Consider the following 24,867-nt stretch of genomic DNA (forward strand, 5'->3'; position numbering starts at 1 on the left):
AGCACGTTACTCGCGGGCCACCGCCCTTTGCACATCGGGTTCATGGACTCGATACGCAGTGTTGACCTGATTTTGCGCGCTCTTGCCCTGGGCCGTCGCCTTTGTGACGACTGTAGGGCCGCGAGGCCGTTGTGGCCCGAACCAGTGGTCCTTGTCACGCCCACTCGCCATGCCGCGTCATCCCGCCGTTCCGTCGGGGGTCTCCCACACGTCACTCGCGGCCACCTACGATCAGTCCCGCTTTGTCAGGTGCAAGGCGGCAGTACATCGGGAGGAGCGCCAATGGCGACGCAGGAGTCGGGTCAGCAGCGGCAGGGGACGAGCCCGGGCCGGCGGGCGGTACTGGGGGCGGCGGTCCTCGGCGCGGGCACGGCCGTGGCGGGGGTGCCCGGCGTGGCGAGAGCGGGCGAGCGGCACGGCGGCGGACACGACGGGCACGGCGGCTACCGGAGCCTGCCCGTGCCCACCGTCGTCGCGCACCGGGGGACCAGCGGCTACCGGCCCGAGCACACGCTCGGCTCGTACCAGCTCGCCCTCGACATGGGCGCCCACGTCATCGAGCAGGACGTCGTGCCCACCAAGGACGGCCATCTCGTATGCCGTCACGAGAACGACATCACCGCGACCACGGACGTCTCGGCGCACCCCGAGTTCGCCTCCCGCAAGACCACCAAGTCCGTCGACGGCGCCAAGCTCACCGGCTGGTTCACCGAGGACTTCACGCTCGCCGAGCTGAAGACGCTGCGCGCCAAGGAGCGCATCCCGGGCACCCGCCAGCACAACACCCTCTACGACGGACGCTGGGAGATCCCCACCCTCGAAGAGGTCCTGCGCTGGGCGGAGAAGGAGGGGCACCGGCGCGGCCGGCGGATCTGGCTGCACATCGAGACCAAGCACCCCACGTACTTCCGCAAGCTGGGCCTCGGCCTGGAGGAGCCGCTCGCCAAACTGCTGCGCCGCTACGACCGGCACAAGAAGAACTCGCCCAACTTCCTGCAGTCCTTCGAGCCCAGCAGCATCCAGCGCCTGGCGAAGCTGGTCGCGGCGCCCCGTGTCGTCCTGTTGTCCACCGCGGGCTCCCGCCCCTGGGACTTCGTCGAGGCGGGCGACCCGCGCACCGTCGCCGACCTGATCACCCCCGAGGGGCTGCGCTGGATGGCGGGGTTCGCCCAGGGCATCGGCCCCACCCTCGACCTGGTCATCCCGAAGAAGGCGGACGGCAGCCTCGGCACCCCGACCACGCTCGTCGACGACGCGCACGCGGCGGACCTGATCCTGCACCCGTACACGATGCGCAACGAGAACACCTTCCTGCCCGCGAACTTCAGGAAGGGCACCGACCCGAACGCCTACGGGGACGCCTTCGGCGCCTTCAAGACGTACTTCGAGACGGGCATCGACGGCATCTTCTCCGACAACTGCGACACCGCGCTGCTCGCCGCCGCGGACTTCGCCCGGGACTGACGGGCGCCCCGGGCGCCGGGCGACGCGCGTCAACGGCCGAGCGCCCGGCCCCGGTTGGGGTGAGAAGCGGCCGTTCCGGAAACCTGTGACCGGAACGGCCGCGTCCCGCCGGGCATGACGTACGACCTCATCCCCACGCTCATCCCCACCCTGCGCCCGCTGCTCGCCGCCGAGGCGTCCGCGGAGACCCTCGGCTCCGGCACCGACCCCGGCGACCTCGAACAGGCCGTCTGGCTGCGGCTCCTGGAGCGGGTGGAGGCGCAGGGCCCGCCCGCCGACCCCGCGCTCTGGCTGCGCGGCGCCGTCCGGTCCGAGGTGCGCCGCACCCGCCGTACGGACCGGCGCGAGGTGGCGTACGAGGACGAGCCCGCCGACGACGCCGAGCGCGGCCCCGAACAGCGCGCCCTGACCGCCGACCGGCACCGCACCCTGCACGCCGCGGTGCGCAGGCTGCCCGGCCGCTGCCCCCGCCTCATGGCCGCGCTGCTGTCCCCGCAGGACCTCACCTACCGGGAAATCGCAGGAGAGTTGGGAATGTCACAGGGCAGTCTGGGGCCGGAACGTTCCCGTTGCCTGGGATGCCTGCGCAGAATGCTGGCGGCGGAGGTTGCGGCTCCTGCTCCGAGGGGAATGGAGCGGTAGACAACCGGTGGAGCAGGTGAGCGGGAGGCATGCACACATGGGCATGAGCGTGACCATCTCGGTCGCGGCGTCGGACGACACGGACGCCGCCGAGCAGATCCTCAAACTGCAGTACCTCTGCTACCAGAGCGAGGCCGAGATCTACGGCGACTACTCGATAGAACCCCTGACCCAGTCCCTGGACTCCCTCCGGGCCGAAATGGCCGCGGGCACCGTGCTGGTGGCCCGGCTGGGCGTCGAGGTGGTGGCCTCCGTGCGCGGCACGGTCGACGCCGAGGGGACGGCGCGGATCGGCAAGCTCATCGTCCACCCCCGGATGCAGCGGCACGGTCTGGGCGGCCGGCTGCTCGACGCGATAGAGCGGACGCTCGGCGAGGACGCCACCACCAAGTCCTTCCAGCTCTTCACCGGCCACCGCAGCGAGCAGAACCTCCAGCTCTACCGGAAGCACGGGTACGCGCCGGTGAAGACCGAGCGGGTCGACGACCGGCTCACTGTCGTGACCCTCGCCAAGGACGCGCCGGCGAGCGCCTACGTGGCGAGTGCGTAGCGGTCCCTTGACGTCGCGTGCCGGCCTCCGTGGCCGGCGGACCCGGACCAGCGGCCCGGCGTGGGCTCAGGCCGCCCGCCGCGCCCGGTTCAGCCAGAAGATCGCCGTCACCGGCAGGATCACCGGGATGAAGAGGTAACCCATCCCGAAGTCCGACCAGACCGTGGCGTCCGGGAACGCGGACGGTTCCACCAGGGTCCAGGTGCCGACCGTGAGCACGCCGACCAGTTCGGCGGCGCAGCACACCAGCGCCGCCGAGCGGGCCGCGGCCCCACCGCGCACCAGCGAGTAGGTGATGAAGCCGTAGACGAGGCCCGCGAGCGCGGAGAGCGAGTAGGCGAGCGGGGCCTTGCCGAAGTCCGTGGAGATCTGCACGGCCGAGCGCGACACCGCGCCGACGACCATCACGCCGTACAGCCACACCAGCAGTATGCCCGGGCCGGTGATCAGCTTCTGGCGCGCGGGCTCTCCGTCCGCGGTGGCCCCTTCGTCCTTGCCGGGCTCGGTCACCGTCACCTCAGCCTCCCCAGATGTCGTAGAGCCGTACTTCGAGGACGGCGAGGACGACGCCACCCGCGGCGACCGTCACGGAACCCCAGCGGCTCCGTTCGGCCAGGGACATGAACCCCGCCGCGGGGATGCAGGCGAACGCGCCGAGCAGATACGCCACGAAGATCGTGGTGCCCTGGTCCGCCTCGTCGCCGCGCGCGAGCCGGACGATCCCGACGATCAGCTGGAGGGCGGCGAGCAGGGTCACCACGCCCATCCCGATGAAGTGCCAGTCCTTGGTCGGCTGGTCGCGGTAGGCGGCGAACCCGCACCAGGCGGCGAGGGCGAGCGCGGCCACGGAGGTCGCGATCGTCAGGGCATCAAGCATGTCCGTGACTTTATTACGGGACGCCCGGCCCGCCGCCTCCGCCCCTTCCGTCCCCCGCCGGCCGGGACCTCCGGCCCGGCGAGGGCCGCCGCTCGCCCCGATGCGCGTCCCCGGGCGGTGCCCCGTACCCTCGATCACCATGAAGATCCAGGCTGACGCGCTCCTGTTCGACAACGACGGCACCCTCATCTCCTCCCTGGAGTCGGTGTACCGCTGCTGGTCGCGGTGGGCGCGGGAGTACGGGATCACCGCCGAGGCGTTCGCCGAGGTCGAGCTGCACGGCCGCCCCGCCGCCGAGATCGCCGCCGACCTGCTGCCCCCGGAGAAGGTCGCCGAGGCCGTCGCGCGCATCGAAGAGCTGGAGGTCTCCGACGTGGCGGGCGGTGTCGCCCTGCTGCCCGGTACCCGCGAGCTGCTCGGCTCCCTGCCCGCCGACCGCTGGGCCGTGGTCACCTCCGCGACCCGCGTCCTGGCCGAGGCCCGCCTCGCCGAGGCCGGCATCCGGCCCGGTCTCCTCATCGCCGCCGACGACATCACGCGCGGCAAGCCCGACCCGGAGCCCTTCCTGCTCGCGGCCGGCAAGCTCGGCGCCGACCCGGCGCGCTGCGTGGTCTTCGAGGACGCGCCCGCGGGTCTCACGGCGGGCCGCGCCGCGGGTATGACGACCGTGGCGTTGGCCACAACCCACCGGGCCGCGGAGCTCGACGCCGATGCCCTCGTCAAGGACCTCTCCGAGGTGTCCGCGCAGGCCACGCCGGGCGGCGTGGAGATCACGCTCGCCGGCTGAACCACGGAAGCCGATCCTCCGCCGCTGTCCCACCGCTGTCCGGTATACGGACAGCGGTGGCGGACAGCCACCGCACACATGTTTTACTTGGGCCCATGACCACGACGAGCAGCCGCACCCTTGCGACCGAGGCGATGACGACGCCCGGTGCTCGTTGTATGTGTCGAATGTGCGCCTTCTGAGGGCCCCCGCACCACCTCTGAGCCTCGCGCCCCGAAGCGAAGCCGCTGTGCCGCGCTCCTGACCGACGTACTCGACGAAGCCGAGCAGTCGACGCAGGAAGCGAGCCCGCCCCGCGCACACGTCCTCCGGTTCCCCCGCACCACCACCGCGAGAACCGTGCCGCGTTCCGAACGAATGCCCCGTGCCCGGCGCACACCCGCGCCGCGCACTCGACAGTGACGGAAACCCCTGTGATCACCACTTCCGGCCTCACCAAGGTCTACCGCTCACGCGGTCGTGAAGTAACCGCTCTCGACGGAGTCGACCTGCACGTCCGCGAGGGCGAGGTGTACGGCGTCATCGGCCAGTCCGGCGCCGGCAAGTCCTCCCTGATCCGCTGCGTCAACCTCCTGGAGCGCCCCACCTCCGGCACGGTGACCGTGGCGGGCCAGGACCTCACCGCCCTGGCCGGACGCGGCCCGCGCGCGGGGAAGGAACTGCGCCGCGCCCGCAGCCGCATCGGCATGGTCTTCCAGCACTTCAACCTGCTGTCGTCGCGCACCGTGCAGGACAACGTCGAGCTGCCCCTGGAGATCCTCGGCCTCAGCGGGCAGCAGCGCTCCCGCAAGGCCCTCGAACTCCTCGACCTCGTCGGCCTCGCCGACAAGGCCCGCTCCTACCCGGCCCAGCTCTCCGGCGGTCAGAAGCAGCGCGTCGGCATCGCCCGCGCCCTCGCCGGCGACCCCAAGGTGCTGCTCTCCGACGAGGCCACCAGCGCCCTCGACCCCGAGACCACCCGCTCCATCCTCAAGCTCCTGCGCGACCTCAACCAGCAGCTCGGTCTGACCGTCCTGCTCATCACGCACGAGATGGACGTCGTCAAGAGCGTCTGCGACTCCGCGGCCCTCATGGAGCGCGGGCAGATCGTCGAGTCCGGCACCGTCACCGAACTGCTCGCCACGCCCGGCTCCGAGCTCGCCGCCGCGCTCTTCCCGGTCAGCGGCGAGGCCACCGGCGAGGACCGCACCGTCGTCGACGTGACCTTCCACGGCGAGGCCGCCACGCAGCCGGTCATCTCCCAGCTGTCGCGCACGTACAACATCGACATCTCGATCCTCGGTGCCGCGATGGACACCGTCGCGGGCAAGCAGGTCGGCCGCATGCGCATCGAACTGCCCGGCCGCTTCGAGGAGAACGTCGTCCCGATCGGCTTCCTGCGCGAGCAGGGGCTGCAGGTCGACATCGCGGGCGAGGACCGCGCGGACGCCCCCGGGAACGAGACGCTGCTGGTCAAGGAAGGTGCCAAGTGACCTGGTCGGAGATGCAGCCCCTGCTGGAGCAGGCCTGTTGGGACACCCTCTACATGGTGGGCTGGTCGACGCTGATAGCCGTCGTCGCCGGACTGCCGCTCGGCATCCTGCTCGTCCTCACCGAGCGCGGCGCACTGCTGCAGAACGCCTTCCTCAACAAGGTGATCGGGCAGATCGTGAACATCGCCCGGTCGATGCCCTTCATCATCCTCATGGTCGCCCTGATGGGCTTCACGCGCTGGATCACCGGCACCACGATCGGCCGCGAGGCCGCCCTCGTCCCGCTGGCCGTCGGCGCCATCCCCTTCTTCGCGCGCCTGGTGGAGACCTCGATCCGCGAGGTCGACGGCGGGCTCGTCGAGGCCGTGCAGTCGATGGGCGGCTCCACCTGGACCGTCGTGCGCAAGGTCCTCGTCCCCGAGTCGCTGCCCTCGCTGATCTCGGGCGCCACCACCACCATCGTCGCGCTCATCGGCTACTCCGCGATGGCGGGCACCGTCGGCGGCGGCGGCCTCGGCGACCTCGCCCTGCGCTACGGCTACCAGCGCTTCGAGACCGAGCTGATGTGGATCACCGTGGCGATCCTCGCCGTGGTCATCTCGATCATCCAGTTCGCCGGCGACTACGCGGCCCGCCGCCTGCACAAGCGCGGCGGCGGCTCCGGACGGCCGCTGCTCTTCCGGCCGCTGCGCGGCACGCTGCCCCGCACCGCCGCCGCCGAGCCGGCCGGCAAGACGACCGGCTGACCCAGGCCCCCGCAGACCTCCCCGCCACCCACGCGGGGCAGCACCACCTGCATCACCCATGGAGAAAGGCACTTTTCGTGCGTAACACCGCCAAGATCACCACCGCTGTCCTCGCCGCGGGAGCCCTCACCCTCGGGCTCTCCGCCTGTGGCTCCGACAAGGGTTCCGCGGGCGACAAGGACGGCCCGCTCGTCGTCGCCGCGACCCCGACGCCGCAGGGCGAGATCCTTGACTACGTCCAGAAGCACCTCGCCAAGAAGGCGGGCCTCGACCTCCAGGTGAAGGAATTCACCGACTACGTCACGCCGAACACCGCCGTCCAGCAGGGCGAGGTCTTCGCCAACTACTTCCAGCACAAGCCGTACCTGGACGACTTCAACAAGAAGCGCGGCACGGACATCGTGCCCGTCCCCGGGGCCACGGTGCACCTGGAGCCGCTCGGTGTGTACTCCAAGAGCGTCAAGAAGATCGGTGACCTGAAGGACGGCGCCACCATCGCCATCCCGAACGACACCACCAACGAGGCCCGCGCGCTCAAGCTCCTCGCGGACAACGGCGTCATCGAGCTGAAGAAGGGCGTGGGCTACGAGGCCACCCCCAAGGACATCGCGAAGAACCCGAAGAACATCAAGTTCAAGGAGCTGGAGGCCCCCACGGTGCCCCGCACCCTGGAGGACGTCGACGCCGCGGTGATCAACGGCAACTACGCGCTGGAGGCCAAGCCCGCGCTCAGCCCCGCCAAGGACGCCATCGTCGCCGAGCCCGCCAAGGACAACCCGTACGGCAACTTCCTCGCCGTCAAGAAGGGCGACGAGAACGACCCGCGCGTGAAGAAGCTCGCCAAGCTCCTCACCTCGCCCGAGGTCAAGAAGTTCATCGACGACAAGTACGACGGGGCCGTCGTCGCCGCGTTCTGACCGGAGACGGGACGACGTCCGACGCGCGTGACACCCACGGGGTCCGCTCCCGCACCGGGAGAGGACCCCGTGGTGCGTCTGCGCCCGCACATGCTGCATGCTGGGCACTTCAGAAGACCGAAAGGTGAAGGTCCTTCAGGTCTATGAAGGGTATGGAGCGGCGCATGACTACAGCCTCCTCGGGCACAGCGGGCACAGCGGGGTTCCCCGACGTCTCCATCAGCACGGAGCGGCTGGTGCTGCGCCCTCTCGAAGAGGCGGACGTCCCCGCGTACGCGGAGATGATGAACGACGAACAGGTCACGGCCTGGACCTCCGTGCCCCAGCCCTACACCGAGGCCGACGCGCTCGACTGGATCGCCCGGCTCGCCCCCGCCGAACGCTCCGCGGGCCGCGGCATCGTCCTCGCCGTCACCGAGTTCCTCACCCAGCGCCTCGTCGGCATCATCCAACTCCGCGACACCGACTGGCGGGTGCGCTCCACCGAGCTCAACTACGTCGTCGCCCCCTGGGCCCGCGGCGAGGGCTACGCCACGGAGGCCGCGCTCGCCACCGCCCAATGGCTCTTCCACGACCAGAAGTTCGAGCGCATCGAACTGCGCACCGCCGCCGACAACACCGCGGCCCAGCAGGTCGCGCAGAAGATCGGCTGCATCAGCGAGGGCGTCCTGCGCGGCGCCTGGATAGCGCGCGCGAGAAACGGCGGCGACCCGTTCGGCGGCTGGCTGGACGTACGCACCGACCTCATCGTGTGGAGCCTCCTCCCCGAAGACCTCGAAGGCGTCTCCGAGACCCTCGCCGACAGCGGCTTCTCGGCCTTCTCCGACTGGAACTGACCCCGCAGCCCCGGCGGCACCCGCGCCCGTGTCCGACGGGCCGCACACCCGCCGCCACCCGGCCGTTCCCGACTCCCAGCAGGTACGCTCGCCCTGGCCGCGCGCACGGTTGCGCCCACGCGGCCACCGCCCCGCAGTGACGACCCGCGAGAACCCAGGAGACAGACGAAGATGGCCGACCGGGTCACGGTGATCGGCTGGGACGGTACGCCGCTGACCGCCGCGGCGCGCTCCGCGCTCGGCGCGGCGACGCTGGTGGCGGGCGCCGCCCACCACCTGGCACTCGACGAGCTGCCCGCCCGCGCCGAACGGATCCGCCTCGGCAGCGTCGCCCTCGCCGCCCGCCGCATCGCCGCCCACCGCGGCACCGCCGTGGTCCTCGCCGACGGCGACCCCGGCTTCTTCGGCGTCGTACGCACCCTGCGCGCCCCGGAATTCGGCCTGGAAGTCGAAGTGGTGCCCGCCGTCTCCTCCGTCGCCCAGGCCTTCGCCCGCGCCGGCATGCCCTGGGACGACGCCGAGGTCGTCGTCGCCCACCGCCGCACCCTGCGCCGCGCCGTGAACGTCTGCCGCGCCCACCCCAAGGTCGCCGTCCTCACCTCGCCGGGCGCCGGCCCCGCCGAACTCGGCCTGCTCCTCCAGGACGTCCACCGCACCTTCGTGATCTGCGAGGAGCTCGGCACCGAGCGCGAACAGGTCTCCGTCGTCACCTCCGACAAGGCCGCCGACCACACCTGGCGCGACCCGAACGTCGTCATCGTCATCGGCGGCACGACCCCCGCCGCCGACACCGGCTGGATCATGGGGCGGGAGCCGGCCAACGGCCCGCGCGGCTGGGCGCTGCCCGCCGCGGAGTACGGCGGCGACATCTGGCTCGGCGAGGGCGAGACCGACCGGCTGCGCGCCGCCCAGCTCGCGCGCCTCGGCCCCCGCCCCGGCGACCTCGTCTGGGACATCGGCTGCGGCAGCGGCGCCTTCACCGCGGAGGCCGCCCGCTTCGGCGCCGCCGTGATCGCCGTCGACCGCGACCCCGACGCGCTGGGCCGCACCACGGCCGCCGTGCGCCGTTTCGGGGTGCAGGCCCAGACCGTGCACGGCGTCGCCCCGCACATCCTGGAAGACCTGCCCGAGCCCGATGTCGTACGGGTCGGGGGCGGGGGCGCGGCGGTGGTCTCGGCCGTCGCCGACCGCCGTCCGGAGCGCATCGTCACGCACGCCGCGACCCGCGACGCCGCCGAACTCATCGGCAGGGACCTGAACGAACACGGCTACACCGTCGAGTGCGCCCTCCTGCAATCCGTGGAGCTCGACACCCGCGCCTGGCGGGAAGAGAAGCGGACCGTCGTGTTCCTGCTCTCGGGGCGGCTGCCCGACCGCTCCCCGTGACCCTGCCGACGCGGAGTGCGAGGTAGGCTGGCCGATTGTTGTACTGCACCCGGATCCCCGGCAGTTCGCCGGTCGATGTCCGGAAAGCCCACCCGTTCCGGGGGGTGCGTGTGGTACGGCATGACCGGAGGACGCGCAACGTGGCGCAGTCCACAGCGGGCCGTGGCCGATCAAGCTGCCACGGCGGCGGACGGACAGGGACAATGCCTGTTGTCCGGTGCGCGGTTCGTGCCGCGGGACGCACACGCTCGTTGAGGATGACGGGCGGTTGGTGCGCCGCTCCGGGCGATGGGGCCTCCCCGGCCGAAGGCCGAGGGGTGGTCGAGTAAGCACTAACCGATGGGCGAGGGGTTACGCATGACCGACACCGGCCAGGTCCCGGGTGAGGGACTGCCGGAGGGCGCAGGCAACGGTGTGCCGTCCGGGCCCGTGCAGGGCATGGGGGCGCAGCAGCCGGGCGTTCCCGCCCCGGGTGCGTACACCTTCGTCGACCCGAGCGACCCCTCCGACAACCCCGCGGACGACGACGACCTGCTGCTGATGCCGGGCGCCCAGGGCGCGTGGAGCGAGGCACAGGCCGCGGCCGCCGCCGCGGGGCAGGGCCACGCGCCCGGCCACGGACAGGCGCCGGGGCACGGGCATGCCCCCGGCCGGGGCCGTGGCGCCCGGGCCGCGGAACCGGCCCATGCCGCCCAGCCCGCCCAGCCCGCCCACGGAGCCCACCAGCCGGGCCCGCACGAGACCTCCGGCCGCGACAGCGGCTCGGTCGACCTGAACGGCGTGCGCATGCCCGGCGGCGTGACCGCGCCGTCCCACCCGGGACCCGCCCGCCGTCCGCTCCACCGCGGCCCCTCGGGCCCCGCCGTGCCCGACGGCTCGGCGAGCCCCGTGCGCTCGCTCGCCGACCGGGGCCCCGCCGGCGCGCCCCCGGCCCAGCACGCCGCGCCCGCGCGCCACGCGGGTCCGCCGACGAGCGGGCCCGAGTACCTCGACATCCCGCGCGACGAGCCGGCACTGCCGGGCCCGCAGCTCGGCGAGATCCCGCCGCAGGGAGGCATGCCGTGGGGGGCGCCGCAGGAGCAGGAGCCCGCGCCCGGGGGCCAGTCCGACCAGGTGGCCTACGCCGCACCAGCAGAAACGGTCGTCCCGGCGGTCACAGACGTCACGGACACCCCTGACGTCACAGCTGCCTCGGACGCCTCAGCCCCCTCAGCCGCCTCAGACTCGGACGTTGCCGAGGGCCCGGACGCCTCCGGTGTCACCTCCGGCGCACCGCAGCCCGGCGAGGCCGCTCCCGCCGAGCTGCCCGCGGAGGCGCCGGCGTCCGAACACGCGCCGGAGCACGCGCCGCAGGCGGACGCCCCGGTGCCGCACACCCCCGAGGCCACCGCTTTCCCGGATGCCGCCGAGTCCGGCCAGGCGCCGGTGGAGGAGCAGCAGTTCCCGGCCGAGGGCCAGGAATTCGCGGCGGAGTTCGCCACGGGGGAGCAGCCGGCGTTCGCGCAGGCCGTGCCCGCGGCCGTCGGCCAGCCCGTCTTCGCCGTCGCCGGCGCCCAGCCGTGGGACGGGGCGCAGATCCCTCCGCACGCCCACGCGCACGCGCAGGGCGAGGGTCACCCGGCCGAGGCCCGGCACGCCGCGCAGGGCCCGAGCCGCCCCGAGCCGCACGGCCCGCAGGACGCCGGGGCGCCCACGCACGCCCCGCGCCACGGGGAGCCCGGCGGTGTCCAGGGAGCCGAGCCCATCGGGCAGTTCGTGCCCGTCGACGGCTCGGTCCCGACCACGCCGCACCTCGCCCCGACGCCGCCGCACCCCGTGGTCGTCCCGCAGGAGGACCCGGCCGCCGAGCCCGCCCCGGAGCCCGCCGCCCCCCAGAGCGACGCAGCCCCGGCCGCCGAAGCGCCGTCCGCGCCCCCGGCTCCGGCGGAGGCCGACAGCGCCCCCGCCCCCGTACCGCCGATGAACGAGACGGCCGTACCGAACGCGCCGGACGTGCAGAGCGCCACGGACACGCAGATTGCACAGGACGTGCCGGACGCCCAGTACGTGCCGGACATGACGGACGCGCCGACCCCGACCGCGCCCGAAGCCGCGCCCCTCCCTCCCGCGACCTCCGCGCCCATGCCTCCCATGCCCCCCGAGGCCGTGACCGCCGAGGCCTCGGCAGCCCCTGCCGGAGCCCCCGAAGCCGTGGCGCAGCCCGCTGTCACCGTGCCCGCGCCGCGCGACGGTGCCGAGCCCGCGCAGGCGCCCGCCGCGGAGCCGACTCCCGTGCCGGAAGCGGTGGTTCAGGAGACGGCGGAAGACCTGGCGGGAGAGGGCGGCGAGCCCTCGGGGACCGGTGAGGCCCCCCAGGGACCGACCGCCTCCGCTGTGCCCCGTATTGTCTCCCCTGCGGCGGCACCGGCAGAGTTCCCCGCCGCCCCGGAGACGGCCGACCCGGCCGCAGAGTTGGACGAGGCCGACGACGTCATCTCGTTCGAACCGATCGAAGCGAACGAAGTGACCGAAGTGGCCGAAGCACCCGAGATGGCCGAAGCGCCTGACGCCCCCGTAGCCGTCCCCGCCGCCGTTCCCGCGCCCGGGACGGCCGAGGTTCCCGAGAACCTCGCGCCCGCCGCCGCGCCCGAGGCCGACGAGGCCGGTGTGACGCAGGAAGCCCCCGGGCTCCTCGTGGTGGACGACGCCGAGGCCCCCGAGTTCCTGACGGCGCCCGAGGCGCCGGCCGCGCCGGACGCCGGGCTCCCCGAGCCGGCGGTGTCCCCGGGGACCGCCGCGCCGGGTTACGCCGACGCCGAGCGCGAGGCCGTCCTGCGCGTCATGCGCGAGCGCCGCGACATCCGCAACGGCTTCCGCTCCGACGCCATCCCGCACGAGGTGCTGCTCCGCGTCCTGGAGGCCGCGCACACCGCCCCGTCGGTCGGCCACTCGCAGCCCTGGGACTTCGTCGTCATCAAGTCCGCCGAGACCCGGCGGACCATGCACGAACTGGCCGCCCGCCAGCGCGACGCGTACGCCAAGTCCCTGCCCAAGGGCCGCGCGAAGCAGTTCAAGGAACTGAAGATCGAGGCCATCCTCGACACCCCGGTGAACATCGTCGTCACCGCCGACCCCACTCGCGGCGGCCGCCACACCCTCGGCCGGCACACGCAGCCGCAGATGGCCCCGTACTCCTCGGCGCTCGCCGTCGAGAACCTCTGGCTCGCCGCGCGCGCCGAAGGGCTCGGCGTCGGCTGGGTCAGCTTCTTCGACGAGCGCGAGATGGTCCGCACGCTCGGCCTGCCCGAGCACCTCGAAGTCGTCGCCTACCTCTGTGTGGGGTACGTCGACGAGTTCCCGGACGAGCCCGAGCTGATGCAGGCCGGTTGGTCCAAGCGCCGCCCGCTCTCCTGGGTCGTCCACGAGGAGACGTACGGCCGCCGCGCCCTGCCCGGCGAGGACCCGCACGACCTGCTCGCCGAGACCGTGGCCAACATCCGCCCGCTGGACGCCAAGGCGCTCGGCGAGGCGTGGGAACGCCAGAAGCGGATGACCAAGCCGCCGGGCGCCCTCGGCATGCTGGAGATCATCTCCGCGCAGCTCTCGGGCCTGTCCCGGATGTGCCCGCCGCCGATCCCGGAGCCCGCGGCCGTCGCGATCTTCGCGGGCGACCACGGCGTGCACGCCCAGGGCGTCACCGCCTGGCCCCAGGAGGTGACCGCGCAGATGGTCGCCAACTTCCTCGGCGGCGGCGCGGTCTGCAACGCCTTCGCCAACCAGGTGGGCGCCGAGGTCTGCGTCATCGACGTCGGCGTGGCCGGGGAACTCCCCGCCACCCCGGGCCTGCTGCCCCGCAAGGTGCGCGGCGGCACGGCCGACATGACGACCGGCCCCGCCCTCACCCGCGAAGAGGTCAAGGCGGCCATCGAGGTCGGCATCGAGACCGCCCGCGACCTGGTGGCGGCGGGCAACAAGGCCCTGCTCACCGGCGAGATGGGCATCGCGAACACCACCGCGTCCGCCGCCCTGATCTCCGTCTACACCGACACCGACCCCGCCGAGGTCACCGGCCGCGGCACGGGCATCAACGACGAGATGCACACCCGCAAGGTCGAGGTGGTCCGGCGCGCCCTGGAGCTCCACCGGCCCGACCCCGCGGACCCGATCGGCGTGCTCGCGGCGATCGGCGGCCTGGAGCACGCGGCCATGGTCGGCCTCCTCCTCGGCGGCGCCTCCCTGCGCACGCCGGTGATCCTGGACGGCGTCAGCGCCGGCGCGGCCGCCCTGGTCGCCCGCGCCATCGCCCCCGAGGTCCTCGCGGCGTGCATCGCGGGCCACCGCAGCGCGGAGCCCGGCCACGTGGCGGCCCTGAACAAGCTGGGCCTGCGTCCCCTGGTCGACCTGGACCTCCGTCTCGGCGAGGGCACCGGAGCGCTCCTGGCCCTCCCCATCGTCCAGAGCGCGGCCCGCGCCATGCACGAGGTGGCCACGTTCGACTCGGCGGGCGTCACCGAGAAGTAACCGCCACGGGGCGAAGCCCCTGTTTTCGGCACCGGGGCGGGGCTGGGGGAGACCTCCGGCCCCGCCCCCGCCATACTGAACCCGCACGTCAGCAGCCGCTCCAGCGCAGCAGCGGTGGCGCACCACGAAGACTCCGCCCGCACGAGGAGCCCCAGACCCATGGCCGAAAACCCCGCCTACCCCGTAGGTCTCCGCCTCGCGGGACGCCGCGTCGTCGTCCTCGGCGGCGGCCAGGTGGCCCAGCGCCGCCTCCCCGCGTTGATCAAGGCGGGCGCCGACGTCCTCCTCGTCTCGCCCTCGGCGACGCCCTCCGTCGAGGCCATGGCGGACGCGGGCGAGATCACCTGGACGAGGCGCCGCTACGAGGACGGCGACCTCGCCGGTGCCTGGTACGCGCTGATCGCCACCAGCGACGCGGAGGCCAACGACCGGGCGTCGGCGGAGGCGGAGGCGCTCCGCGTCTGGTGCGTGCGCTCCGACGACGCCGAGGCGGCCACCGCCTGGACCCCGGCCACCGGCCGCTCCGAGGGCGTCACCGTGGCGGTCCTCTCCAGCGACGTCCAGGACCGCGACCCGCGCCGCACCGCCGCCATCCGCGACGCCGTCGTCGAGGGCCTGCGCGACGGCAGTCTGGTCGCCCCGCACCTGCGGACCCGCACCCCCGGTGTCGCCCTGGTCGGCGGCGGCCCCGGCGACCCGGACCTGATCACGGTCCGCGGCCGGCGCCTGCTCGCCGCCGCGGACGTCGTCATCGCCGACCGCCTCGGCCCCCGCGACCTCCTCGACGAACTCCCGCCGCACGTCGAGGTCATCGACGCCGCGAAGATCCCCTACGGCCGCTTCATGGCCCAGGAGGCCATCAACAACGCCCTGATCGACCATGCCAAGCAGGGCAAGGCCGTCGTCCGGCTCAAGGGCGGCGACCCGTACGTCTTCGGCCGCGGCATGGAGGAGGCCCAGGCGCTCGCCGAGGCGGGCATCGCCTGCACGGTCGTCCCCGGCATCTCCAGCTCGATCTCCGTGCCGTCGGCGGCCGGCATCCCGGTCACCCACCGCGGCGTCGCCCACGAGTTCACGGTGGTCAGCGGCCATGTGGCACCGGACGACGAGCGCTCCCTGGTCGACTGGGAGGCCCTGGCCAGGCTCCGCGGCACGCTCGTGATCCTCATGGGCGTGGACAAGATCGGCAAGATCGCCGAGGCGCTGGTCGCCCACGGGAAGCCCGCCGACACCCCGCTCGCCCTGATCCAGGAGGGCACGACCGCCGCCCAGCGCCGCGTCGACGCCACGCTCGCCACGGTCGCCGAGGCGGTGCGCACCCACGAGGTGAAGCCGCCGGCGGTCATCGTCATCGGGGACGTCGTGAAGGTCGGCCCCCAGGCCCTGCCCTAGCGCCCCGGGGGCCCGCCCGCCCGGCGGGCCCCGAGAACCACCCGAGTAACCAGCGGTAACGGAACCCGTCCCCCGCCGTTGGCACCACACCCAGGACAAGGCAGTATCACCCTGTGGCTGATCTCATCACCGTCGACGACCCCGACGACCCGCGCCTGCGCGACTACACAGGCCTGACCGACGTCGAGCTGCGCCGCAGGCGCGAACCGGCCGAGGGCCTGTTCATCGCGGAGGGCGAGAAGGTCATCAGACGGGCCAAGGACGCCGGCTACGAGATGCGGTCGATGCTCCTGTCGGCCAAGTGGGTCGACGTCATGCGCGACGTCATCGACGAGCTCCCGGCCCCGGTGTACGCGGTCAGCCCCGACCTCGCCGAGCGGGTCACCGGCTACCACGTGCACCGCGGCGCCCTCGCCTCCATGCAGCGCAAGCCGCTGCCCACCGCGGACGAGATCCTCGCGACCAGCCGCCGCGTCGTGGTGATGGAGGCGGTGAACGACCACACCAACATCGGCGCCATCTTCCGGTCCGCCGCCGCGCTCGGCATGGACGCGGTGCTGCTCTCCCCGGACTGCGCGGACCCGCTCTACCGCCGCTCGGTGAAGGTCTCCATGGGCGCCGTCTTCTCCGTGCCGTATGCCCGCCTGGAGTCCTGGCCCAGGGGCCTGGAGGGCGTGCGCGAGGCGGGGTTCAACCTCCTCGCCCTCACCCCGGACGAGAAGGCCAAGTCCCTGGACGAGGCGGCACCGCACCGTATGGACCGCGTCGCGCTGATGCTGGGCGCCGAGGGCGACGGACTCTCCAGGCAGGCGCTGGTCGCCGCCGACGAATGGGTCCGCATCCCGATGGCCCACGGCGTGGACTCGCTCAACGTGGGCGCGGCGGCCGCGGTCGCCTTCTACGCGGTCGCGACGGGCCGCCCGCACTCCTGAGCCCCGGCCCGGGAGTCCGAGGCGTCAGTCCTCGAGCTCGAAGGTCGACTCGAAGTGCTCGGCCATGCGCTGCCCGTCCAGCGGCGTGTACGAGGGGCTGGGCCGCGTGTGCTGCTTCGTGTCGCCGCCGCGCTCGTCCCCGAGGCCCCGCGCCGGGCCCTGACACCCCTGCGCCGCCGCGATGCCGAGCGCCACCAGCAGGGTCACGACCACGAACACGGTGAGCCGCTGCCGCAGCAGCCGCGGATTGGCGGGACCCCGACGGCCCGTTCCCGTGGTGCGCGGACCCGGGCGTCCCGCGCCGCTGCGCGGTGCGGGCCTGCCGCCCGAACGCGTGGTGTTGCGGGGGCCGGAGGGCCGGGAACCGGACCGGGAGCCGCCCGGCCTGGACGAGCCGGTCCGCGGCGGCCCGCTGCGGGGCGCGGGCGCGGCGCCAGGAGCGGTGCGGCGCTGGCCGCGCGCGTCCGTGTACGCCTCGACGTGCCGGCCCGTCGGCTGGTCGTGGCTGGGGCGGGGCGCGGGCGGCCGTACGTCACCGATCCCCTGCGCCTCGCGGGCGGCGATCTCCTTCAGCCGCAGCGAGAGTTGGAGGGTGCTCGGCCGCTCCTCGGGGTCCTTGGCGAGGCAGGCCCGGATCAGCGGCGCGAGCGCGTCGGGCACGCCGTGCAGCTGCGCCTCCTCGTGCACCACCCGGTAGAGCATGACCTCGGAACTGCCGTGTCCGAAGGGCGAGTCCGCCATGCCCGCGTACGCGAGCGTGGCGCCGAGCGCGAAGACGTCGGTCGCGGGCGTGACCGCGGCGCCGCGCACCTGTTCGGGCGCGAGGAAGCCGGGCGAGCCGACCGCCGTCCCGACGTGCGTGAGGGTGGAGGCGCCGGTGGCCCACGCGATGCCGAAGTCGATGATCCGCGGGCCCTTCGGCGACAGCAGGATGTTCGACGGCTTCAGGTCGCGGTGCACGACACCGGCCTCGTGTACGGCCACCAGCCCCTCGGCCAGCGCCGATCCGACCACCGCCACATCGGCCGCGGAGAGCGGTCCCTCGGCGGCGACCTTGTCGTGCAGCGAGGGGCCGGGCACGTACTGCGTGGCGAACCACGGCCGGTCCGCGTCGAGGTCGGCGGCGACGAGCCGCGCCGTGCAGCCGCCGCGGATGCGGCGGGCGGCCGAGACCTCCCGCGCGAACCGCGAACGGAACTCCTGATCCTCCGCCAGATCGGGCCGGATCACCTTCAGCGCGACCCGCTGACCGCGCCGGTCCGAGCCCAGATAGACGACCCCCATGCCGCCGGCGCCCAGGCGCCTGTGCAGCCTGAACGAGCCGACGACACGCGGGTCCTCGCGCCGGAGCCGCATCATCGCCATGTCCATCCCCGCTACCCGGTCCGTTTGACGAGCCACAGCTTACGTTTCCGCGGCCGGGCACGTGCAGAGGCCGCGCCCTCGTGGGCCGATCGATTGTCCGTGGCGGCCGGGAAACGTGAGGAGTGGTCAGGGGACGGGGCCCGAACGGGCGTTGCCTCTGCCCGGATCGTCAACCGGCCGCCTCCCAAGGGGGATTGATCCCGCGCGGGGTGACCCCTGCGGACCGGCCGCGTACCCCTGGATCACGAGGCGGGCGTACGGGACGGGGGCGGGCGGGGCAGGTCACGGGGTGGTGACGGCGGTGTGCGGGGGAGTGGCGGAAGTGAGCGAAGTCACCCGTGGAGGCGTGCCGCCGGGCTTTGTCGGCGGATGACGGCCCGTACCCTCCGGGAAGACCCCGAGTCCTGGCCCCCCGTCTCCACCCACGGGAGTACATGGGGGGCGGCCGGTCATCCTCCGGGAGGCCCGGCAATCGGTACGAAGGCATGACGCCCGGCACCTTCCGCGCCCCTAGATTTGAGGTCAAGCGGCGGGTGCAGCGCTCGTCCCCCGAGGTCAGACACTCGCCGCTGCCAGAACCAGAGCGAAAACCACATCGAAGCGGTCAGGAGAGGACCATGGCGGACACGGCACCGCGGACCATGATCCGCACGCAAGGGCGCAGATTCTCCGCGTTCGGCGTCCGCCCGTCCGGCACGCGCCACCCGTTGGTGGCGACGGCCATGGTCCTCCCCCTGGCAGCCCTGCTCGTGGTCGTCTTCGGCGGCTGGGATGCAGTGGTCACACAAGCGTCGTCCGTGGGCGTGATGCTGGGGCGCTGAGCGGCGCCCCGGGCCCGGAAGAGCGGTCCGGGCGGGGACATCCGGCCAGAAAACCCCGTGGGGACGGGGGTGCGACGGACGGCAGAATGCCCGCGCAGCTGGGGAGCTGCGCGGGCATTGCCATGCCGGTGCGCGAGAGCCCCCCCCCCCGCGGCCGGGGGCGTACGTACTTCCCGGGCCGCCGCGCCCCGGACCGGGCAGGGGGGAGGGCTGACGCGGCCCCGCCCCGCCCGGCAGTCGTACGTTTCGGTCGGCTCTCCGCACCTCGGACCGGTCCCGGGTAGGTGAGGTGTGGCGCGGTCCCGGTCCGCCCGGCGGTCGTGCGCTTCGGTCGGCCCTCCGTGCCTCGGACCGGTCCCGGGTAGGTGAGGTGTGGCGCGGTCCCGGTCCGCCCGGCAGTTGCACGCTTCGGTCGGCCCTCCGCGCCCCGGATCGGGCCCAGGTGGGGGAGGCGTGGCGCGGTCCGGGCTTGCCCGCCGGTCGTGCGCTTCGGTCGGCTCTCCGCGCCCCGGACCGGTCCCAGGCGCGGGAGGGGTGGCGCAGTCCGGTCCGCGCGACAGTCGCACGCTTCGGTTAGCCCTCCGCACCCCGGACCGGCCCGGGCAGGGGGGGCGCGGTCCCGGCCCAGCCGGCGGTCGTACGCTTCGGTCGGCCCTCCGTGCCCGGACCGGCCCCGGGCGGGGGAGGGGCGGCGCGGCCCCGGGCCGCCCGGCAGTCGTACGCTTCGGCGATACGCCCCCGACGTACCGGAACCGCCGTGACCCCCGCGCTCCTTCCCGCCCTGACCGCCGAGGCCCGCTCCGCCGCCCACCCACCTGCCGCGCGCCCCTGCGCCTGCGCGGCCGGCGACGCGGTGCTCGCGGACCGTACGGACGCCACGGTGATCCGGCACGGCGACGTCGTTGCCAAGGCGCACGCCCCCGACACGGACCCCGCGGAGCTCGCGGTCCGCCTCGACGTGGCCGCCCGGCTCCCCGGCACCCTGCTCGCGCCCCTGCGACCCGACGCCACCGCCCTGCACGGCCGCCTCGTCACCTTCTGGCCCCACGGCACCCCCGTCGACCGCGACGACCCCGACGCCGCCCCCTGGGAGGCCGCCGCCGGCCTCCTCGCCCGCCTGCACGCCACCCCCACGGCCACCCTCCCGCACCCGCTCCCGCCCATGCGCGGCCCCGCCAAGGCGGCCCGCGCCGTCGACCGCCTCCGCGCGGCGGGCCCCCACCCTGCCGCGCCCCCGGTCCTGCGCGCCTGGTCCGGCCTGCCGCCCTGGGCCCGCGCGGAGGGCCCGACCGGGCAGGGCCCGCTCCGCCTGTGCCACGGCGATCTCCACCTGGGCCAGCTCGTCCGTGTCCCCGAGGGGAACTGGCTGCTCATCGACGTCGACGACCTCGGGGCCGGCGACCCCGCGTGGGACTTGGCGCGGCCCGCCGCCTGGTACGCGTGCGGGCTGCTCTCCCCCGGGGAGTGGACCCGTTTCCTGGGCGCCTACCGGGCCGCGGGCGGCCCCGCGGTGCCGGCGGACGGCGCCGACCCGTGGCCTGCCCTGGACGTCCCGGCCCGCGCCCTGACCGTGCAGACCGCCGCCCTGGCGATCGCCAAGGCGGCCGCCGCCGGCCGGCCCCTGGACGAGGTCGAGCAGGCCCTGGTCGACGCCTGCGACCGGATGGATAACACGGCCTCTCGCCCGCCCGAGTTGACGCCGGACGGCACGAAGTAGGGTGCAACGCACCGAAGCCGGGCAGTGTTCCGGCGAAGCAGTCACCACCGGCGAGGAGTTGAGCCGTCCATGCAGTGCCCCAAGTGTCACGCACCGATGCACACGTACAACCGCAACGGCGTCCAGATCGAGCAGTGCAGCGGCTGCCGCGGGATATTCCTGGACTACGGCGAGCTGGAGTCCCTGACCCGCCTGGAGGCGCAGTGGGGCGGCCAGCAGGTCCCGCCGCCGCCCGCGCCGCCCGCCCCGCAGGGCTACCCCGCCGCCCCCGCTCCGGCCTGGGGCGCCCCGCACGGCGGACACGGAGGCCACGGCGGTCACTACGGCCACCAGCGTCACAAGAGCTTCGGGCACATGCTCTTCTCGTCCTAGCCGGCCCGGCCCGGCCCGGTCCGGTCCCGTCCCCCGGAGCCCCGGCTCCGGGGGACGGCGCCGTCCCCCGGAGCCGGGAACGACGAAGCCCCCGGCCGTGGGAACGGCCGGGGGCTCCATGCGATGGTGCGCGATACTGGGATTGAACCAGTGACCTCTTCCGTGTCAGGGAAGCGCTCTCCCGCTGAGCTAATCGCGCGGGATGGACCTGCGGGTACTGCGTACTGCGTGCGCGATACTGGGATTGAACCAGTGACCTCTTCCGTGTCAGGGAAGCGCTCTCCCGCTGAGCTAATCGCGCGGGAAGGTCCTCATGAAGGCGAGCTTCACGAAGATCCAGTGGACGATACTGGGATTGAACCAGTGACCTCTTCCGTGTCAGGGAAGCGCTCTCCCGCTGAGCTAATCGTCCTTGGAGGTGGAGACGGGATTTGAACCCGTGTAGACGGCTTTGCAGGCCGTTGCCTCGCCTCTCGGCCACTCCACCAGGAGTGCGGGGGGTCGGGAAGATCCCCCACTTTCCTGCGAGCGGACGACCAGGTTCGAACTGGCGACCTCAACCTTGGCAAGGTTGCGCTCTACCAACTGAGCTACGTCCGCTTGTCTTTCCCGGTCCGCTTGCGCGTCCCGGCGACGTGTTGAACTCTAGCGGATTCCTGGGCCAGTACAAAAACGCGTTTGCGCAGCGTGCTGCGCTGTCGCTGGCCAGGGCGGCCTCGCGGCACCGGTCATAGACTCACATCCGTGCACAACCCCCCTCTGACACCCCTCTCCGCGCTCCCTCCCATGGCGCGCTTCGGCGGCCGCGTGGCCACCGGTCTGCGCGACGTCACCAGCGACCCCGCGGCCCTGGACTCCACCGGCTTCTGGGCGGTGACCGCGGACTTCGAGGGGGGCCTGGTCTGCGCCCGCTTCGACGACGTGCGCGAGGAGGCCGTGCCGCCCCCCGCCCCGGGGGCCTGGCACGGACCGGCCGCCGGGGAGTGGACGTCGTCCCTCGACCGCGCCGCGTACAAGGAAGGCGTACGGCGCATACGCGCGTACATAGCCGCCGGCGAGGTCTACCAGGCCAACCTCTGCCGCGTGCTGTCCGCGCCCGTCCCCGCCGACGCCGACGTGGACGCCCTCACCTCGCTGCTCGCCCGCGGGAACCCCGCCCCGTACGCCGGGACGATCCGGCTGCCCGGACACGGCGTGGAGGTCGCCACCGCCTCGCCCGAGCTCTTCCTGCGCCGCGCGGGACGGACCGTGGAGTCCGGGCCGATCAAGGGCACCGGCAGGACCGAGGCGGACCTCCTGGAGAAGGACTACGCCGAGAACGTCATGATCGTGGACCTCGTCCGCAACGACCTCGGCCGCGTCTGCACCACCGGCACCGTGACCGTCCCCGACCTCTGCGTGGTCGAGAAGCACCCGGGACTCGTCCACCTCGTCTCCACCGTCGGCGGGGAGCTGGCCCCCGGCGCGGGCTGGCCCGAGCTCTTCGCCGCCGCCTTCCCGCCCGGGTCCGTCACCGGCGCCCCGAAATCCAGCGCGCTGCGGATCATCGACGAACTGGAGACCGCGCCCCGTGGCCCGTACTGCGGCGGCATCGGCTGGGTCGACGCCGACCGCGGCACCGGCGAGCTCGCCGTCGGCATCCGCACCTTCTGGATCGACCGGGCCGCGGGCATGCTGCGCTTCGGCACCGGGGCCGGCATCACCTGGGGCTCCGACCCGGAGGGGGAGTGGCGGGAGACCGAGCTGAAGGCCGCGCGACTGCTGGCGGTAGCGTCGGGGACGTACGAAGCGAGCGGAGGAACCCCGACGTGAAGATCTGGCTCAATGGCCGGCTGCAGGACCTCGACAGCGCCCGCGTCTCCGTGCTCGACCACGGACTGACGGTGGGCGACGGCATCTTCGAGACGGTCAAGTCGGTCGAGGGCAGGCCCTTCGCCCTCACCCGCCACCTGGCCCGGCTCGCCGGATCGGCGCGCGGCCTCGGACTGCCCGAGCCGGACCTCGACGAGGTGCGCCGCGCCTGCGCGGCCGTCCTGGAGGCCAACCCGCTCCCGCTGGGGCGGCTGCGGATCACCTACACCGGCGGGCTCTCGCCCCTCGGCTCGGACCGCGGCGACCAGGGCACCACCCTCGTCGTCGCCCTCGGCGAGGCGGCCCCGAGCCCCGACTCCACCGCCGTGGTCACCGTGCCGTGGACCCGCAACGAACGCGGCGCCCTGACCGGCCTCAAGACCACCTCGTACGCGGAGAACGTGGTCGCCCTGGCCCGCGCCCGCGAACAGGGCGCCTCCGAGGCGCTCTTCGCCAACACGGTCGGACAGCTCTGCGAGGGCACCGGCTCCAACGTCTTCGTCGTGCTCGACGGCGAGATCCACACCCCGCCGGTCGCCTCCGGGTGCCTCGCGGGCATCACGCGCGCGCTCACCGTCGAGTGGACCGGCGCCCGCGAGAGCGACCTGCCCCTGGACGTCCTCGACCGCGCCGACGAGGTCTTCCTGACGTCGACCCTGCGCGACGTCCAGGCCGTGCACCGCGTCGACGGCCGCGAACTCCCCGCCGCCCCTGGCCCGGTGACCACCAAGGCGATGCGGGTCTTCACCGAGCGGGCCGCGGACGACCTGGACCCCTGAGTACGGGGAAAACCCCGGTGACGGAGCGGCCCCGGGGCGGGTAGAACGTCAGTGATGACCACGACCCTGCGGCCGACCGGGCCGCTCCAGCAGGGCGCCGACGGCGCCAAGGCGCGCACGTTCGACGTCTGTGTGAACAGCCGGCCCGTGGGGTCCATAGGCCTCGCCACACACAAGGTCTTCGGGCCGAAGGTCTGCCGGGTCGAGAACCTGCGGATCGAGGACGCCGACCGCAGGCGGGGCCGGGGCACCGTCGCCGCGCTGGCCGCCGAGGAAGTGGCCCGCGGCTGGGGCTGCACGCGCCTGGAGGCGACCGTGCCCGCCGACGCCGCGGCCGCCCTGCGCCTGGCGACGACCCTGGGGTACGTCGAGCGGAACCGCGTGATGACCAAGGCGCTGCCCGCCGAGGACCCCGCGCTGCCCGAGGGCGTCGCATGGCGGCCGATGACCGAGGCCGAGTACGGGCCCTGGCTGGCGCACGAGGAGGATTCCTACGTGCGCGACTGGGTCGGGCGCGGTGTGCCCGAGGCGCAGGCGCGCGCCAAGGCGCGGACCGACCACGCCCGGCTCCTTCCGCAGGGCGTCAGGACGCCGGACTCCTGGCTGAGCGTCCTCACCCGCCACGGGACGCGGCTCGGCACCCTGTGGGTCGCCCTGGAGGGCGAGGACGCGTTCGTCTTCAACGTGGAGGTCGACGCGGAGCACCGCGGCCACGGCCACGGCCGCTCCCTGATGCTCGTCGCGGAGGCGCAGGGCAGGGCGGCGGGCCGGGGACGCATCGGTCTCAACGTCTTCGCGGGCAACACCCCGGCCCTGCGTCTGTACGAGTCGCTCGGCTACCGGCCGGCCTCGTACTACCTCTACAAGCAGCTGCTCTAGGCGCCGTCGCCGGTCAGGAGCCGGTCCACGATCTCCTCGATCCGCTCGCGCAGCCCCTCCTGGCTCTTGCCGCCGTCCAGGCGCTCGCCGTCGATCACATACGTGGGCGTGCCGGTGACGCCGATCGCCTTGCCCTCGGCCTGGTCGGCGTCGACGATCAGGATGTGCCGTCCGTCGATCAGGGCGGTGTCGAACTCCTCGGCGTCGAGGCCGAGTTCGCGGGCGGTGTCCAGGAGGTGGCGCTCACCCTTGCGGTCCAGCTCCTCGACACCCGCGAGCACCGCCTCGACGTACGGCCACCCCTTGCCCTGCTCGAAGGCCTCCTCGGCGGCCTGGGCGGCGGCGAAGGAGTGCTGGTGCTTCTCGAGGGGGAAGTGCCGCAGGCGCAGCTCGACGCGGTCGCCGTAGCGGGCGCGCAGGGCACGCACGTCGTCGAGGGCGGTACGGCAGTCGGGGCACTGCAGCTCGCACCAGACGTCGACGGCGACGGGGCGGGCGGGGGTGGAGTCACTCATGGGCCCAGTCTTCCAGCACGCGCACTCCCTTCCCAACCGGGACCCGGGGCTTCCCGACCGGGACCCG

Annotated in this window: 22 protein-coding genes and 5 tRNA genes; 18 read left to right on the forward strand and 9 right to left on the reverse strand. The window is 73.6% G+C overall.

All coding sequences use genetic code 11. The features are described 5' to 3' along the window. The first annotated feature begins 282 nt into the window (after nucleotides 1-282). From ACZ7DY_RS29500 to ACZ7DY_RS29510, 3 genes are all read left to right on the forward strand, one after another. Nucleotides 283-1,464, forward strand: a complete 1,182-nt coding sequence (locus ACZ7DY_RS29500; protein ID WP_471140448.1) for a glycerophosphodiester phosphodiesterase — start codon at nucleotides 283-285, stop codon at nucleotides 1,462-1,464. A 114-nt stretch (nucleotides 1,465-1,578) separates the two neighbouring features. Then, complete coding sequence (locus ACZ7DY_RS29505; protein WP_471140452.1) at nucleotides 1,579-2,106, forward strand: sigma-70 family RNA polymerase sigma factor; 528 nt, start codon at nucleotides 1,579-1,581, stop codon at nucleotides 2,104-2,106. A gap of 37 nt (nucleotides 2,107-2,143) precedes the next feature. After that, the gene (locus ACZ7DY_RS29510) at nucleotides 2,144-2,656 is read left to right on the forward strand and encodes a GNAT family N-acetyltransferase (RefSeq protein WP_471140455.1); all 513 of its coding nucleotides are present in this window, start codon (nucleotides 2,144-2,146) and stop codon (nucleotides 2,654-2,656) included. Nucleotides 2,657-2,722: 66 nt separating this feature from the next. Here ACZ7DY_RS29510 and ACZ7DY_RS29515 read toward each other — a convergent pair whose 3' ends face one another. After that, nucleotides 2,723-3,166, reverse strand: a complete 444-nt coding sequence (locus ACZ7DY_RS29515; protein ID WP_471140902.1) for a hypothetical protein — start codon at nucleotides 3,164-3,166, stop codon at nucleotides 2,723-2,725. 7 nt (nucleotides 3,167-3,173) lie between these two features. Next, entirely contained in the window at nucleotides 3,174-3,533 is a 360-nt protein-coding gene (locus ACZ7DY_RS29520; protein WP_471140458.1) for a hypothetical protein, read from the reverse strand. 139 nt (nucleotides 3,534-3,672) lie between these two features. On the opposite strand from ACZ7DY_RS29520, the gene ACZ7DY_RS29525 reads away from it, so the two are divergent. The 9 genes from ACZ7DY_RS29525 (at nucleotide 3,673) to ACZ7DY_RS29565 (ending at nucleotide 16,501) form a co-directional block, all read left to right on the forward strand. After that, on the forward strand, nucleotides 3,673-4,320 hold the full coding sequence (locus tag ACZ7DY_RS29525) for an HAD family hydrolase (protein WP_471140461.1): 648 nt from the start codon (nucleotides 3,673-3,675) through the stop codon (nucleotides 4,318-4,320). Between the two features lie 413 nt (nucleotides 4,321-4,733). Beyond that, nucleotides 4,734-5,792 carry a methionine ABC transporter ATP-binding protein gene (locus ACZ7DY_RS29530; RefSeq protein WP_471140464.1) on the forward strand — a complete coding sequence of 353 codons (1,059 nt, stop codon included), beginning with the start codon at nucleotides 4,734-4,736 and terminating at the stop codon, nucleotides 5,790-5,792. Next, nucleotides 5,789-6,538 (forward strand): methionine ABC transporter permease, encoded by a 750-nt coding sequence (locus ACZ7DY_RS29535; RefSeq protein ID WP_471140466.1) that lies wholly within the window; start codon nucleotides 5,789-5,791, stop codon nucleotides 6,536-6,538. The genes ACZ7DY_RS29530 and ACZ7DY_RS29535 overlap by 4 nt, the downstream gene beginning before the upstream one ends. A gap of 77 nt (nucleotides 6,539-6,615) precedes the next feature. Continuing rightward, complete coding sequence (locus tag ACZ7DY_RS29540) at nucleotides 6,616-7,455, forward strand: MetQ/NlpA family ABC transporter substrate-binding protein (protein ID WP_471140468.1); 840 nt, start codon at nucleotides 6,616-6,618, stop codon at nucleotides 7,453-7,455. Between the two features lie 152 nt (nucleotides 7,456-7,607). After that, nucleotides 7,608-8,291 (forward strand): GNAT family N-acetyltransferase, encoded by a 684-nt coding sequence (locus ACZ7DY_RS29545; protein ID WP_471140905.1) that lies wholly within the window; start codon nucleotides 7,608-7,610, stop codon nucleotides 8,289-8,291. Between the two features lie 171 nt (nucleotides 8,292-8,462). Beyond that, complete coding sequence (gene cbiE, locus ACZ7DY_RS29550; RefSeq protein ID WP_471140470.1) at nucleotides 8,463-9,677, forward strand: precorrin-6y C5,15-methyltransferase (decarboxylating) subunit CbiE; 1,215 nt, start codon at nucleotides 8,463-8,465, stop codon at nucleotides 9,675-9,677. A 357-nt stretch (nucleotides 9,678-10,034) separates the two neighbouring features. Beyond that, nucleotides 10,035-14,177, forward strand: coding sequence for a nicotinate-nucleotide--dimethylbenzimidazole phosphoribosyltransferase (gene cobT / locus ACZ7DY_RS29555; protein ID WP_471140473.1), 4,143 nt, complete (start codon nucleotides 10,035-10,037; stop codon nucleotides 14,175-14,177). 159 nt (nucleotides 14,178-14,336) lie between these two features. Beyond that, complete coding sequence (gene cobA / locus ACZ7DY_RS29560) at nucleotides 14,337-15,569, forward strand: uroporphyrinogen-III C-methyltransferase (RefSeq protein WP_471140475.1); 1,233 nt, start codon at nucleotides 14,337-14,339, stop codon at nucleotides 15,567-15,569. Nucleotides 15,570-15,682: 113 nt separating this feature from the next. Next, nucleotides 15,683-16,501 (forward strand): TrmH family RNA methyltransferase, encoded by an 819-nt coding sequence (locus ACZ7DY_RS29565; protein ID WP_471140476.1) that lies wholly within the window; start codon nucleotides 15,683-15,685, stop codon nucleotides 16,499-16,501. Nucleotides 16,502-16,525: 24 nt separating this feature from the next. On the opposite strand, the gene ACZ7DY_RS29570 is transcribed toward ACZ7DY_RS29565, so the two are convergent. After that, nucleotides 16,526-17,872: a serine/threonine-protein kinase gene (locus tag ACZ7DY_RS29570; protein WP_471140479.1), complete on the reverse strand. Its 1,347-nt coding sequence runs from the start codon at nucleotides 17,870-17,872 to the stop codon at nucleotides 16,526-16,528. 611 nt (nucleotides 17,873-18,483) lie between these two features. Here ACZ7DY_RS29570 and ACZ7DY_RS29575 point away from each other — a divergent pair. The 3 genes from ACZ7DY_RS29575 (at nucleotide 18,484) to ACZ7DY_RS29585 (ending at nucleotide 20,776) form a co-directional block, all read left to right on the forward strand. Further along, entirely contained in the window at nucleotides 18,484-18,687 is a 204-nt protein-coding gene (locus ACZ7DY_RS29575) for a hypothetical protein (RefSeq protein WP_471140481.1), read from the forward strand. Nucleotides 18,688-19,444: 757 nt separating this feature from the next. Continuing rightward, the gene (locus ACZ7DY_RS29580) at nucleotides 19,445-20,404 is read left to right on the forward strand and encodes a phosphotransferase (RefSeq protein WP_471140483.1); all 960 of its coding nucleotides are present in this window, start codon (nucleotides 19,445-19,447) and stop codon (nucleotides 20,402-20,404) included. A 69-nt stretch (nucleotides 20,405-20,473) separates the two neighbouring features. Then, nucleotides 20,474-20,776, forward strand: a complete 303-nt coding sequence (locus ACZ7DY_RS29585; RefSeq protein ID WP_471140486.1) for a TFIIB-type zinc ribbon-containing protein — start codon at nucleotides 20,474-20,476, stop codon at nucleotides 20,774-20,776. A gap of 124 nt (nucleotides 20,777-20,900) precedes the next feature. Here the strand turns inward: ACZ7DY_RS29585 and ACZ7DY_RS29590 are convergent. The 5 genes from ACZ7DY_RS29590 to ACZ7DY_RS29610 form a co-directional block, all read right to left on the reverse strand. Then, nucleotides 20,901-20,975, reverse strand: a tRNA-Val gene (locus ACZ7DY_RS29590). A 30-nt stretch (nucleotides 20,976-21,005) separates the two neighbouring features. Next, nucleotides 21,006-21,077, reverse strand: a tRNA-Val gene (locus ACZ7DY_RS29595). A gap of 39 nt (nucleotides 21,078-21,116) precedes the next feature. Next, nucleotides 21,117-21,188 (reverse strand) — tRNA-Val (locus tag ACZ7DY_RS29600). 1 nt (nucleotide 21,189) lies between these two features. After that, a tRNA-Cys gene (locus ACZ7DY_RS29605) sits at nucleotides 21,190-21,263 on the reverse strand. 40 nt (nucleotides 21,264-21,303) lie between these two features. Then, nucleotides 21,304-21,376, reverse strand: a tRNA-Gly gene (locus ACZ7DY_RS29610). A 186-nt stretch (nucleotides 21,377-21,562) separates the two neighbouring features. Between ACZ7DY_RS29610 and ACZ7DY_RS29615 the strand changes: the two genes are divergently transcribed. Genes ACZ7DY_RS29615 through ACZ7DY_RS29625 form a run of 3 tightly spaced genes read left to right on the forward strand, consistent with a single transcriptional unit; the run spans nucleotide 21,563 to nucleotide 24,285 of the window. Then, nucleotides 21,563-22,588 carry a chorismate-binding protein gene (locus ACZ7DY_RS29615; protein ID WP_471140908.1) on the forward strand — a complete coding sequence of 342 codons (1,026 nt, stop codon included), beginning with the start codon at nucleotides 21,563-21,565 and terminating at the stop codon, nucleotides 22,586-22,588. Next, nucleotides 22,585-23,406 (forward strand): aminotransferase class IV, encoded by an 822-nt coding sequence (locus tag ACZ7DY_RS29620; RefSeq protein ID WP_471140489.1) that lies wholly within the window; start codon nucleotides 22,585-22,587, stop codon nucleotides 23,404-23,406. The genes ACZ7DY_RS29615 and ACZ7DY_RS29620 overlap by 4 nt, the downstream gene beginning before the upstream one ends. Nucleotides 23,407-23,460: 54 nt before the next feature. Next, entirely contained in the window at nucleotides 23,461-24,285 is an 825-nt protein-coding gene (locus tag ACZ7DY_RS29625; protein WP_471140492.1) for a GNAT family N-acetyltransferase, read from the forward strand. Here the strand turns inward: ACZ7DY_RS29625 and ACZ7DY_RS29630 are convergent. Further along, nucleotides 24,282-24,800, reverse strand: a complete 519-nt coding sequence (locus tag ACZ7DY_RS29630) for a DsbA family protein (protein WP_471140494.1) — start codon at nucleotides 24,798-24,800, stop codon at nucleotides 24,282-24,284. The two genes, ACZ7DY_RS29625 and ACZ7DY_RS29630, sit on opposite strands and share 4 nt — an antisense overlap. Nucleotides 24,801-24,867: the final 67 nt, after the last annotated feature.

Source organism: Streptomyces sp. NPDC037013, from assembly GCF_055607265.1.

What these genes read in the sequence shown, in the direction of transcription:
- ACZ7DY_RS29500 (WP_471140448.1), top strand. Translation starts at nt 283, where the DNA reads ATGGCGACGCAGGAGTCGGGTCAGCAGCGGCAGGGGACGAGCCCGGGC.
- ACZ7DY_RS29505 (WP_471140452.1), top strand. Translation starts at nt 1,579, where the DNA reads ATGACGTACGACCTCATCCCCACGCTCATCCCCACCCTGCGCCCGCTG.
- ACZ7DY_RS29510 (WP_471140455.1), top strand. Translation starts at nt 2,144, where the DNA reads ATGGGCATGAGCGTGACCATCTCGGTCGCGGCGTCGGACGACACGGAC.
- ACZ7DY_RS29520 (WP_471140458.1), bottom strand. Translation starts at nt 3,533, where the DNA reads ATGCTTGATGCCCTGACGATCGCGACCTCCGTGGCCGCGCTCGCCCTC.
- ACZ7DY_RS29525 (WP_471140461.1), top strand. Translation starts at nt 3,673, where the DNA reads ATGAAGATCCAGGCTGACGCGCTCCTGTTCGACAACGACGGCACCCTC.
- ACZ7DY_RS29545 (WP_471140905.1), top strand. Translation starts at nt 7,608, where the DNA reads ATGGAGCGGCGCATGACTACAGCCTCCTCGGGCACAGCGGGCACAGCG.
- cbiE (WP_471140470.1), top strand. Translation starts at nt 8,463, where the DNA reads ATGGCCGACCGGGTCACGGTGATCGGCTGGGACGGTACGCCGCTGACC.
- cobT (WP_471140473.1), top strand. Translation starts at nt 10,035, where the DNA reads ATGACCGACACCGGCCAGGTCCCGGGTGAGGGACTGCCGGAGGGCGCA.
- cobA (WP_471140475.1), top strand. Translation starts at nt 14,337, where the DNA reads ATGGCCGAAAACCCCGCCTACCCCGTAGGTCTCCGCCTCGCGGGACGC.
- ACZ7DY_RS29570 (WP_471140479.1), bottom strand. Translation starts at nt 17,872, where the DNA reads ATGGACATGGCGATGATGCGGCTCCGGCGCGAGGACCCGCGTGTCGTC.
- ACZ7DY_RS29575 (WP_471140481.1), top strand. Translation starts at nt 18,484, where the DNA reads ATGGCGGACACGGCACCGCGGACCATGATCCGCACGCAAGGGCGCAGA.
- ACZ7DY_RS29585 (WP_471140486.1), top strand. Translation starts at nt 20,474, where the DNA reads ATGCAGTGCCCCAAGTGTCACGCACCGATGCACACGTACAACCGCAAC.
- ACZ7DY_RS29615 (WP_471140908.1), top strand. Translation starts at nt 21,563, where the DNA reads ATGGCGCGCTTCGGCGGCCGCGTGGCCACCGGTCTGCGCGACGTCACC.
- ACZ7DY_RS29625 (WP_471140492.1), top strand. Translation starts at nt 23,461, where the DNA reads ATGACCACGACCCTGCGGCCGACCGGGCCGCTCCAGCAGGGCGCCGAC.
- ACZ7DY_RS29630 (WP_471140494.1), bottom strand. Translation starts at nt 24,800, where the DNA reads ATGAGTGACTCCACCCCCGCCCGCCCCGTCGCCGTCGACGTCTGGTGC.